The sequence below is a fragment of the Marinobacter sp. genome (assembly GCF_041686475.1).
Lineage (GTDB): Bacteria > Pseudomonadota > Gammaproteobacteria > Pseudomonadales > Oleiphilaceae > Marinobacter.
The window spans coordinates 1-9,856 of the sequence record NZ_JAWLDU010000038.1 but is presented as its reverse complement, the minus strand read 5'-3'; the positions used below and the strand labels follow the sequence as shown (position 1 = coordinate 9,856).

Genomic DNA, 9,856 nt, shown 5'->3' with positions numbered 1-9,856 from the left:
CATGGTGTGGCTGGCCGAACCCATCATGCCCTGGACCCTGGGTTTCGCAGCCGGTGCGATGCTGTTCATTATCAGCGATGAAATCATTCCCGAGACCCATCGCGGCCGCTTCAAGACCCTTGCAACCTTCTCCCTGCTGGGCGGTTTTGTCGTGATGATGTTTCTGGACGCCACACTGGGCTAGCCGGGAAACAGCACCTTCACCATCCCGATCGTGCTGACAATCAGCAACACCACGCCGAGCACGCGGAAAAACACCGGTGTCTCGGCCTTCAGCATGCGATCATGAACATAAAGGCCAATTACGTGGCCCACCGCGGCACAGGGCAGCAGCCACAGGTGATGGATCAACTGCAGGTCAACTCCCACCCAGATAAAGGCCGCCATTTTGATGACCACCAGAATGAACCAGAGCGCAAACAGTGTATCCCGCAATTTTTCCTTTGGCAGATGCTGGGCGGCTACGGCGATGATCAGCGGAGCCCCTATCAGCGATGTACCACTGACATACCCGCCAATCATCAGGAAAACCGTGTCTACCGCGCGGCTTCCGCTGCGGAAAGGCCGGTTAAGAATGTAGGAAACAGAATAAAGCGACACAATCACAAAAATGATTGTGCTCATGACGTTGGATGGCAGGGTGATAAGCCCGAACACACCGATCAGTTTTGGCACGATCATGATCGCCAGAATTCGCCAGAGATACTGCCAGTCCACAGTACCCCCGGAAATTCGCCCCTGGTCATCGGTTCTCGACGACTTGCGGTTATTCATCCAGATGGTGAGTGAGGAAAATACCAGCAGGTGGACGGCAATGATGGGCAGGAAAACCAGCGGCTGATCCACAACCAGAAGCAGAAACGGCAATGACAACACCGCCCCGCCAAACCCGAGCCCGGAACGGACAAATCCACTCCAGACGAAGATCAGACCGATCAGGACATACTGGTACAACGCCAGCTCAGACATAGTGATTCCCGGGTTCCGGCAGGTAAGTGGGTGAATGCAAAGGTGTAAGAGGATACCTGCCAGCCCACCATTACTTCCAGTAACAAAGGGGCTACTTTTTTACAACGGAAGAACTGCCTGATACCGCCTAATTTTTAATCAAAGGCCCCTGCGTTCCGACGCCAGGGGCTTACGAAAACAACAATAACCAGGCAGGGGAGGCAGATCCTGCACCTGCCCGTGTTGAAGGGAGAATAACGATGTCAGCAGCGGTTGAGCACCTGGACGAACGGCTTCAGGACGGCAGCGAGCTACTTGAGGAAATCATGCCGTCGGCGATCACCCTGGCAATGATGCTCCGTCAGCGAACCATGGCTGCCTGGATGCGGACAGAATTTGACGGCTATGGCGACCCTTCTGCGCTTCCACCCTATCGACGTGACGTCCCCGGCCACATTGTTGCGCGGTCTCCCCAGTATGGCTGGATTCCCGCTCCGGTCGACGATCATCAGAAAAAGGAGTTCGGACACCGGGATATGCCGGAGGGCATAAAATCCCTCGAGAAAATCTGTCTCAGCTGCAAGAAAGGCACCGGTAACCGCATTGTTTTCGACAAAGAGGAAATGACCACACTGCAGTCCCAGATCAATCTCAGCGCGGAACTGGCAATCACCATCAGCAGGGAAAGCTATTGCAAACTACTCCGGGTCATCCGTAGCGCCATGTTTCTCTGGTGCCAGGAACTGATGGAAGTAGGTATTGGCGGCGACCACAACTCCTACAGCGTAGAAGAACGCAAGAAAGCGGCCCATCTGGATGATCCCGAGCGCTTCTGGCGCAAGGCCCTGGAAAGCAATGCCGACCTCCCGGTGCCGGACGTCAGGGAAGCAGGCTTTTTCGAGCGCTTCTTCGGGCGGACAGGCTAAGGCTGTTACCGGTCGGTGAGCTTGATCTCGATGCGGCGGTTGCGCTGAAGTGCTTCGGCGGAACTGCCCTTATCAACCGGGAAGAATTCGCCAAACCCGGCCGCTACCATACGGGTCTGGGGCACGCCTTCCGATGCAAGGTACCGCACCACTGCAACCGCCCTTGCGGTAGACAGCTCCCAGTTGGAGGGAAATTCCTCGGTATTGATCGGAATACGGTCGGTGTGGCCATCGATACGCAGAATCCACTCGATATCGTCCGGAATGGCAGAGACCACATCCAGCAACACCTCCGCCAGCTTATCCAGTTCCTGCTGGCCTTCCTCGCCCAGGCTCGCTGACCCGGACGCAAACAGCAACTCCGAAGGCAACAGGAACCGGTCCCCGACAATCCGGATGTTCTGGTTATCCTGGAGAATGTCCCGCAACCGCCCGAAGAACTCCGACTGGTAACGTTCCAGTTCATTGACCCTCTCAGCCAGCAGGGTATTCAGCCGTTTACCGACCTCTTCCAGTTCCGCCTCTTTCTCTGCGGTCAGATCCTCCTGTAGCCGCAGTGCGGCGGTAATACGGCTCAACTGGTCCTGCAGAGCGTTAATCTGGTTCGATAGCTGCTGAATAATCGCTCGCTGGGAGGCAGTCAGTTGCTCTTCGTCTTCCAGTTCCGCCTCTGTGCTGGAGACCGCCTGCTGCAGATCCTCAACCCTGAGGGCCTGGGCCTCGGCATTGTATTGCTGTTCCAGTCGTTGCTCCCGTTCTTCTTCCAGTTCCGCACTCAGCGAATCGTTCAGGGCCAGGCTTTCACTGTAGCTGCTCTGCACGGCTGCCATTTCCTCTTCCAGGGCAGCTGTCTGCTTCTGTTCCAGCCCCAGAAGCCGGGAAATCTCTTCCAGCTGACTGTTCAGCCTGGCCAGTTCCGAGTCACGGTCCGAAAGGGTTTGCGACAGATACAGCTGGCTGACCACGTAAATCAGCAGCATGAAGATGATCAGCATCAACAACGCCGACAGGGCATCCACGTAGCCGGGCCATACGTTGATGTTGCTGCGGGTGCGACGTCTGGAGCCGATCATGGCGTGCGCCTGTTATTGAGGTGCATCGTCAACCCGGTCCACCAGGTTGGTTACGCCGGTCAGCCACTCTTCCAAGCCGTCGTAAAATCGGTTCTGGGCGTGCCCTGCCTGGATATCAAGAAAGCCCAGAACGAGTGAGCCACCAAGGCCCAGCAACGACGAGCTGAAGGCTGTTCCCATGCCTTCCAGCGGCTTCAGAAGCCCTGACTGGAGCCCGGCAAACACCTCGCCGAAATCCTCCTGCCCCATATCCAGGTTTACAATCACCTCACCCACCGAATTGATGGTACCGAGAAGACCCCAGAATGTACCCAGCAGGCCGAGAAAAATCAGCAGACTGATGAAATAACGGGTAATTTCTCGCTGCTCGTCCATACGGCTGTGGATGGCATCAAGTACCGTACGCAACGACATGGTGGACAGGGAGAACCGGTCACGCTTGGCATCATCGTCAAGCTGGCGCGCCAGCGGCTTCAGCAGCCGCGGCTCCTGAAGGACCGAAAGCCCTGCGTTGCCAGTACGGAACTGCGCGATCCATCGCAGTTCCGGGAACAACACGAAGACCTGGCGATAGGTAATGGCGATGCCGATCAGAAGCACACAGACGATCAGCAGGTTGAACACCCAGTTGGCCATGAACGCGGCCTGAAGTGGCTTGTAGATCAGGGCACAAACTACTAAAACCACTGCCAGGAACAGCGTCATCCAGAAAAGGGTATGCTTGGGATTGCTCATTAACGGCCACCGCTTTTATCGGGAAACACGTTAAAAGCTAGCACAAGCCCCGCGTGACTGGCGAACACAAGGCCATTCTGTCCGATTAAGTATTTGTTACCCGGCCGGGATCAGGGCTGATACCGGCTGATAATCCCGTCCAGCGCACCGCTCTCACGGGCTTCATCCAGCCCCTGCTGAAGGTCCTCCACTATTTCCGGGTCGGTTTCAGTGCTCACCGCCAGGTACATGGGTGTTTCACGGAACACAAGAACCGGCTTCAGGCCGGTAATACCATGCTCTTCTTCCGCCACCAGCGGGCCCACCAGACCATCGGTTACCCACAGGTCGGCCTGGCCCAGCGTTAACCTGCGCGGGTTCTGATCACCTGACACGTTCCTGATTACCTCGAAACCCTCGTTCACCAGGTAGTCCGACATCACGTCACCCTTGTAGCCCGCAATCCTGTACTGCCTGGCATCTTCCAGGCTATCGAGCTCGATATCCGAATCCGGCGCAGCGAACAGTGTCCACTTGATGGGTGCCAGCGGCCCTACCCACTGGAACTGGTCTTCCCGCTCGTCAGTCCGGGCTGTGCAGAAAAGCGCGTGATTCTCCCGGCCCTGAACCCAGTCGTAGGCGCGGCTCCAGTCCCTCATCTTCATGATGTACTCATAATCCACCCGCTCCATCATCTGCTTGACCATATCGGTGCAGATACCGGCGATGTCGTCAGCGTTATGGGCAAAACCCTGGCCTGTGGTGGAGGCGTTATAAGGAGGATAGTGCTCGGTAAAGATATACAGCTTGTCCTCAGCAACCGCTGCCGGTGCCAGTGACAGAAACAGGAGGCCAAAGGCCACCCGTCTGATGAATGTCAGGGGGGTTGGAACTCCGTAGCCTGATATGGCTGGCATTCTCTTATCCTCGTAGCGATGGGTCGTCATTATTTATATAGATGCAGATAGAATCTTCTGGCAGTTAAGGCTAATTGCTCTGGTCGCTTATGCCAATACGACCATCATTACGTTTCTGGTGCTAAATTTCAGTGACAAAACGTATCTGCCGGTAGCGGACTTATTGTTCTGAAAATGCATGCCAACGCCTCAGTTCCACCAGCAGGGCCACCGGTGCTTCCTCGGGCAGAAAATGACCGCAATCCAGTACCCTGCCCTCAACGGTGTCCGCATAGTCTTGCCAGACTGTTTCGACGTCATAGGTACGATTTACAAATCCTTTACTACCCCAAAGCACCAGCAAAGGGCACCGGACCGTTTTACCACAGGTGCGATCGTACTCGTCGTGCTCCAGATCAATACTGGCGGCGGCACGATAATCTTCGCAGGAAGCATGAATCACCCGCGGGTCACGGAAGCAACGCAGGTACTCAGACACCGCGTCCGGTTCAAAACTGGCATCCGGTCCGCTCCAGCGATTGAGTTTTTCCCTCAGGAAATAATCCGGATCCATGCCGATCATGTGTTCGGGTAGACCGTGGGGCTGGATCAGGAAGAACCAGTGGTAATAGCCCGTGGCAAAATTCTGATCGGTGTGCCTGAACATGTGCAGCGTGGGCACAATATCCATCACACAGACACGGGACACCCGCTCCGGATGGTCCAGCGCCATGCGATGGGCCACCCGGGCACCCCGGTCATGCCCGGCCATGGCAAACCGTGGATGGCCCAGGTGCGACATCAACTCCACCATGTCCATGGCCATTGCCCGTTTGGCATAGGCGCTATGACTGGCATCCGATGGTGGCTTTGAGCTGTCGCCGTACCCTCTGAGATCCGGACACACCACATGAAAATCCCGGGCCAGTTCAGGTGCCACCCGGTGCCACATCACGTGGGTCTGGGGATAGCCGTGCAACAGAAGCAGTGGTGGCCCCTTGCCCCCATGAACGAAGTGGATATCGGCACCCGATGTGCGAATGCGCCCCGTTGCGAATTCAGTACCAAAATCCATTCTTCTGCTCCGCCAATCAGGTTGTGTCATTGCATTGAACAGTGTAGCCAATCATGTGCAACGATCCGTTGTCACTGGCCAGGATTACGCCCTGTGGGGAACTAATTTCAGGTTTGCCTTAGACATTGGTTTCGTTGCATCTTGCTGCAGGCGGCTTTTAAGGCCACTATCGTCACCATCCATATTTGCGAAAACGAAAAGGCACCGCATGTTTCTCGAACGCTACCACTCAATCCAGGAAGGACACGTGCTGATCAGCGCGAACCAGGCCAGCCGCTTTGCCAAGGAAGTGGCGGGGGATTTCAACCCCATTCACAACCCCGACGCCCGGCGCTTTTGCGTTCCCGGGGATCTGCTGTTCGCTTTGCTGGTGTCACACTTCGGTCTGTCCCGGAACATGACATTCCATTTCCGCAGCCTTCTTGGAGAGAATGTTCCCCTTGAATTCCGTGAGGATAGCGACGGCCTGATCCGTGTCTACGATGAAAAGGGCAAGGTCTACATCGAGGTTGAACGCAGCGGCGAGGCCACCCACGATGACACCGTCATCGAGAATTTTATCCGTTGTTACGTTGCTGCCTCCGGCAAGAATTTTCCCCACACTCTTAAACCGCTGATGGAAAGCGAGGGGGTGATGTTCAACCCTGACCGCCCGATGATCATGTATCAGAGCATGAGCCTGACCATGAACACCCTGGATGCGCCCTCCCCCGATCTGGAGCTGCACAATGCCGAGCTCAAGCCTGAGGGTAAGCGGGGCAACGTGTCGCTGGACTATCGGTTGCTTTCGGACGGCAAAGTCGCCGGCGAGGTCTCCAAGAAGCTGGTGGTCAGTGGCCTGAGGGATTACAACGCCGATGCCATGGACGCTGTTGTGGAAGAATTCTACCGGCTCAAGAACAAATCCTGGGACTGACGGAAACGCCAGCATGGCAACACAGAATGCAAAACTGCTTCGTGACTATCTGGAAACCGAACTGCAGGTGCAGCCCAAACCGGCTTTCCCCTGGAAACAGTTTGTGGTCATTATTGGCATTCTCTCTGCAGTGACTGTACTGCTGGTTGTATTTGCCCTCTGAATCCGGGTGACTACGTATTTGTGCCCCTTGGCTTCCGGGGCTTACCCTTGGTTCAGGCACATTGAGAAACCGAAGGAACAACCACTATGGCAAATACCATTTGCTCCAACTGTGGAACAAGCATCCCACCGGGAAGCAAAAAATGCCCGGAGTGCGGCAACCTTCAGACGTCGAGGCTGAAGATGATCCTGGGGGCTGCCACGGTGCTGGTTGCGGCTCTGGTGATCGTGATTGGTGCAATCTCCGTCATCTCCAGAGATGACCCTGCCAACCCGGCCGGGGACACCACCGAGATAAAGCCCTAACCCGACACCGTGTCCAGGAATGCAAGATAGGAACCGGCCACATCATCCGGTGCCTCCACCTGGGGATAGTGGCCAACAGCGGGCAGTTCACCAAACCAGGCCATCGGCAGTTCCAGTTCACGAAAGCGGGCCACCATGTGGGCGCCGGATACCGGGTCGGCGGAGCCGTTGATCAGTGCTACCGGTACACGAGCATCACGAATCGCATCCACCCAGCGTTGCCGATATTGCTTGCGATCGTTCATGTAGGTGATCAGGTTGTGGAAAATGTGCTTGCCGTTGTTGTAGGTCACCAGGGCCCAGAAATCGTTGAGCGCCTGTGCATCGGGTTTGGTATTCGGCCCGAATACCCGGGCCATGGCGCTGTCGAAGCGGCTCTTGCTCGACAACCTGTTGAACAGTGCACCCAGTGGACTGAGCAGAAGTTTCTGGGTCAGCAGAGCGCGGTGGGTTTCAGGGAACAAGCCGCCGTTCAGGAAACAGACCGACTGCCACCGGCCGGCGCTCTCACCTGAATTCTGCCGCGCCAGCAACTCCTGCGCTACCGTATCGCCGTAATCATGGGCGAGCACATGAAAGCGGTCCAGCCCCAGCTGCCTGACCACACCCTCTACAACGTCCGCCTGTTCATGAATGGAGTATCGGTGTGATGCGGGCTTATCGGAAAAGCCGAAACCCAGCATGTCCATGGCAACCACACGATAAGACTGGCGCAGCGCCGGCCAGATTCTATGCCAGTCCCAGCTTGCGGTGGGAAAGCCGTGGATCAACAGAATGGTTTCCTGGTCCGATTCTCCCTCATCCACCGTGAATATCCTGAAACCATTGATGGTCAGGGTCTTGCCCCTGGACTGCCACTCGCTTGGACGCATGTTGTCTCCGGGTGCCACATCGGGCGTCTTGTTGATATTGTTATGGGAAGATCATGCGAAAACCTGAACTTGACGTCAAGTTTGATTTTTGTTAATTATTCTGGTTCCGAGCGGGGACCAATCATGAAGCCAGCACCCAGACAGGAGCGAGCCATCCGCAAACGCAATGCCTTGCTTGCGGCCGCGTTTGACGAGTTTTCCAGCCAGGGCTTTGAAGCCACCACGGCAAAGTCCATTGCTGATCGCGCCGGTGTTGCAACCGGGACCTTCTACCAGTACTTCCACAACAAGCAGGATGTGCTGCTGGAAATCACCCGGCAGCGTTTCGCCCAGCTGCAGCAGCACCTGCAGGTTCCGGAAGCCAGGCTTGGTGTCACTCCCGACAATAACGCCGACATTCGAGTTGTATTCCGCCAGGCGCTGGGCTTTCTCTACGATTTCCATCAGCAGGAATCAGGCCTTCACGAGGTGCTGGAATACCGCCGCCGGGTGGATCCTGCCCTGGCCGAACTGATGGATAACGGTGAGACCGTTCTGATGGAGCGGGTGAGAGCCTTTGTTGCGCGCTATGTCAGGGATGATGTGGAAACCACCGCCTTCTGCCTGTTTTCCATGGCCGAGGGCATGGTACACCGGCATGTTTTCCAGGGGCACCAGGATGTCCAGCGTGACGAATTGATTGAAAGGGGCACACAGATACTGGCGGCCTACTTCGAAAACCAGAACAACAATGGGTGAAACAGCCATGAGCGATGAAACGACCAATACTACCTGGGACTACCTTATCCAGGGCGCGAAAGTGTTCGATGGCAGCGGCAAACTGCCGGCTTACCAGGACATAGCCGTGGCCGACGGAAAGATCGCCGCACGGGGCACCAGTCTCGACCCGCAAAAGGCTCGCAAAGTCATCGATGGCAGCGAGCGCTGGGCCATGCCGGGACTGTTCGATATCCACACCCACTACGACCTGGAACTGGAAGTCGCCCCCGGCCTGCCGGAATCCGTGCGCCATGGCACCACCACTGTGGTCATTGCCAACTGCAGCCTGGGTCTGGCCTTTGGTGCCCAGCGCAAGGATGGGGCAGACCCCATTGTGGATTGCTACGCCCGCGTGGAAAACATCCCCAAGGGCGTGCTGCGGGCAACGGCAGACCGGGTGAACTGGCAAAACCCGAAGGAATACATCCAACACCTGAATAAACTCAGCCTGGGCCCCAACCTGGTCACCCTGGTACCCCACTCCATGCTGCGCATCGAGGTGATGGGGTTTGAGGCCAGCATCTCCCGTGACCCCACGGAAAACGAACTCCGAGCCATGGAATCCCTGCTGGAACAGGCATTGGACGACGGCTACGCAGGCTTCTCTACCGACGCCCTGCCGTTCCACTATCTGGCCAACCAGCCCAACACTCGTAAGACCATACCCACCCAGTTTGCCAAATACCCGGAAATCAAGCGACTGACGGATGTGGTCCGCCGCAAAGGTGGTGTCTGGCAGGCCACACCGCCAAAAGACAGCACCATTGGCACCATCAAGACCTTCCTGCTCAGTTGCGGTCTTTTCCACGGCAAGCCACTGAAAACCACCGTTGTGGCAGCGCTGGATGTACACAGCAACCGCAAGATCGTGCGTTTGGCACGCTTGCTGGCCCGAGTGCTCAATTCCCGGCTGCTGAAAGGTGACTTCCATCTTCAGGCCCTGGCGGCACCTTTCAAGGTATGGTCCGATGGCGCAGTAACGCCGCTCTCGGAGGAGATTGAAGAGCTGCGCATCCTCAATGAAACCGAACTGGAGGACCGCGAGGGCAGGCTGAAAATCCTCAACGACCCGGACTACATCAGGCAGTTCAAGGCCATGTGGATGAGTGGCAAGACCGGTTTTGGCGTCAAGCGCCTGAAGCGGCTGGTGCGCCTTGAGGATTACGCTTTCAACCGTAGCCTCGAGGACATGACCATCGACGTCTGCCC

Annotated in this window: 11 protein-coding genes and 2 pseudogenes; 7 read left to right on the top strand and 6 right to left on the bottom strand. The window is 56.5% G+C overall.

Annotated features, from left to right (window positions below):
- Nucleotides 1–184, top strand: a pseudogene (locus ACESMB_RS10125) (ZIP family metal transporter); the annotation flags it as partial.
- Here the strand turns inward: ACESMB_RS10125 and ACESMB_RS10120 are convergent.
- Nucleotides 181–969 carry a TSUP family transporter gene (locus ACESMB_RS10120; RefSeq protein ID WP_372926677.1) on the bottom strand — a complete coding sequence of 263 codons (789 nt, stop codon included), beginning with the start codon at nucleotides 967–969 and terminating at the stop codon, nucleotides 181–183. The pseudogene ACESMB_RS10125 and the gene ACESMB_RS10120 overlap by 4 nt on opposite strands.
- 239 nt (nucleotides 970–1,208) lie before the next feature.
- On the opposite strand from ACESMB_RS10120, the gene ACESMB_RS10115 reads away from it, so the two are divergent.
- Entirely contained in the window at nucleotides 1,209–1,874 is a 666-nt protein-coding gene (locus tag ACESMB_RS10115) for a hypothetical protein (RefSeq protein ID WP_372971457.1), read from the top strand.
- A gap of 5 nt (nucleotides 1,875–1,879) precedes the next feature.
- Here the strand turns inward: ACESMB_RS10115 and ACESMB_RS10110 are convergent, their stop codons facing one another.
- From ACESMB_RS10110 to ACESMB_RS10095, 4 genes are all read right to left on the bottom strand, one after another.
- Nucleotides 1,880–2,947, bottom strand: a complete 1,068-nt coding sequence (locus tag ACESMB_RS10110; protein WP_372926679.1) for a peptidoglycan -binding protein — start codon at nucleotides 2,945–2,947, stop codon at nucleotides 1,880–1,882.
- A 12-nt stretch (nucleotides 2,948–2,959) separates the two neighbouring features.
- Nucleotides 2,960–3,682 (bottom strand): MotA/TolQ/ExbB proton channel family protein, encoded by a 723-nt coding sequence (locus ACESMB_RS10105; protein WP_372971456.1) that lies wholly within the window; start codon nucleotides 3,680–3,682, stop codon nucleotides 2,960–2,962.
- 110 nt (nucleotides 3,683–3,792) lie between these two features.
- Nucleotides 3,793–4,578, bottom strand: a complete 786-nt coding sequence (locus tag ACESMB_RS10100; RefSeq protein WP_372971455.1) for a substrate-binding periplasmic protein — start codon at nucleotides 4,576–4,578, stop codon at nucleotides 3,793–3,795.
- Nucleotides 4,579–4,738: 160 nt separating this feature from the next.
- Complete coding sequence (locus tag ACESMB_RS10095) at nucleotides 4,739–5,632, bottom strand: alpha/beta fold hydrolase (protein WP_372926682.1); 894 nt, start codon at nucleotides 5,630–5,632, stop codon at nucleotides 4,739–4,741.
- Nucleotides 5,633–5,840: 208 nt separating this feature from the next.
- Between ACESMB_RS10095 and ACESMB_RS10090 the strand changes: the two genes are divergently transcribed.
- From ACESMB_RS10090 to ACESMB_RS10080, 3 genes are all read left to right on the top strand, one after another.
- Nucleotides 5,841–6,548 carry a DUF3581 family protein gene (locus ACESMB_RS10090; RefSeq protein WP_372926683.1) on the top strand — a complete coding sequence of 236 codons (708 nt, stop codon included), beginning with the start codon at nucleotides 5,841–5,843 and terminating at the stop codon, nucleotides 6,546–6,548.
- 13 nt (nucleotides 6,549–6,561) lie between these two features.
- Nucleotides 6,562–6,711, top strand: a complete 150-nt coding sequence (locus tag ACESMB_RS10085) for a hypothetical protein (RefSeq protein WP_372926684.1) — start codon at nucleotides 6,562–6,564, stop codon at nucleotides 6,709–6,711.
- An 86-nt stretch (nucleotides 6,712–6,797) separates the two neighbouring features.
- The gene (locus tag ACESMB_RS10080) at nucleotides 6,798–7,016 is read left to right on the top strand and encodes a zinc-ribbon domain-containing protein (protein ID WP_372926685.1); all 219 of its coding nucleotides are present in this window, start codon (nucleotides 6,798–6,800) and stop codon (nucleotides 7,014–7,016) included.
- Here the strand turns inward: ACESMB_RS10080 and ACESMB_RS10075 are convergent.
- The gene (locus ACESMB_RS10075) at nucleotides 7,013–7,888 is read right to left on the bottom strand and encodes an alpha/beta fold hydrolase (RefSeq protein WP_372971454.1); all 876 of its coding nucleotides are present in this window, start codon (nucleotides 7,886–7,888) and stop codon (nucleotides 7,013–7,015) included. The genes ACESMB_RS10080 and ACESMB_RS10075 overlap by 4 nt on opposite strands.
- A gap of 123 nt (nucleotides 7,889–8,011) precedes the next feature.
- Here ACESMB_RS10075 and ACESMB_RS10070 point away from each other — a divergent pair, with 123 nt between their 5' ends.
- Entirely contained in the window at nucleotides 8,012–8,626 is a 615-nt protein-coding gene (locus ACESMB_RS10070; RefSeq protein WP_372971453.1) for a TetR/AcrR family transcriptional regulator, read from the top strand.
- Between the two features lie 7 nt (nucleotides 8,627–8,633).
- Nucleotides 8,634–9,856, top strand: a pseudogene (locus tag ACESMB_RS10065) (hypothetical protein); the annotation flags it as partial.

Excerpts from the sequence above, each read along its gene's own strand:
- ACESMB_RS10120 (WP_372926677.1), bottom strand. The coding sequence starts at position 969 with ATGTCTGAGCTGGCGTTGTACCAGTATGTCCTGATCGGTCTGATCTTC.
- ACESMB_RS10115 (WP_372971457.1), top strand. The coding sequence starts at position 1,209 with ATGTCAGCAGCGGTTGAGCACCTGGACGAACGGCTTCAGGACGGCAGC.
- ACESMB_RS10110 (WP_372926679.1), bottom strand. The coding sequence starts at position 2,947 with ATGATCGGCTCCAGACGTCGCACCCGCAGCAACATCAACGTATGGCCC.
- ACESMB_RS10105 (WP_372971456.1), bottom strand. The coding sequence starts at position 3,682 with ATGAGCAATCCCAAGCATACCCTTTTCTGGATGACGCTGTTCCTGGCA.
- ACESMB_RS10100 (WP_372971455.1), bottom strand. The coding sequence starts at position 4,578 with ATGCCAGCCATATCAGGCTACGGAGTTCCAACCCCCCTGACATTCATC.
- ACESMB_RS10095 (WP_372926682.1), bottom strand. The coding sequence starts at position 5,632 with ATGGATTTTGGTACTGAATTCGCAACGGGGCGCATTCGCACATCGGGT.
- ACESMB_RS10090 (WP_372926683.1), top strand. The coding sequence starts at position 5,841 with ATGTTTCTCGAACGCTACCACTCAATCCAGGAAGGACACGTGCTGATC.
- ACESMB_RS10085 (WP_372926684.1), top strand. The coding sequence starts at position 6,562 with ATGGCAACACAGAATGCAAAACTGCTTCGTGACTATCTGGAAACCGAA.
- ACESMB_RS10080 (WP_372926685.1), top strand. The coding sequence starts at position 6,798 with ATGGCAAATACCATTTGCTCCAACTGTGGAACAAGCATCCCACCGGGA.
- ACESMB_RS10075 (WP_372971454.1), bottom strand. The coding sequence starts at position 7,888 with ATGCGTCCAAGCGAGTGGCAGTCCAGGGGCAAGACCCTGACCATCAAT.
- ACESMB_RS10070 (WP_372971453.1), top strand. The coding sequence starts at position 8,012 with ATGAAGCCAGCACCCAGACAGGAGCGAGCCATCCGCAAACGCAATGCC.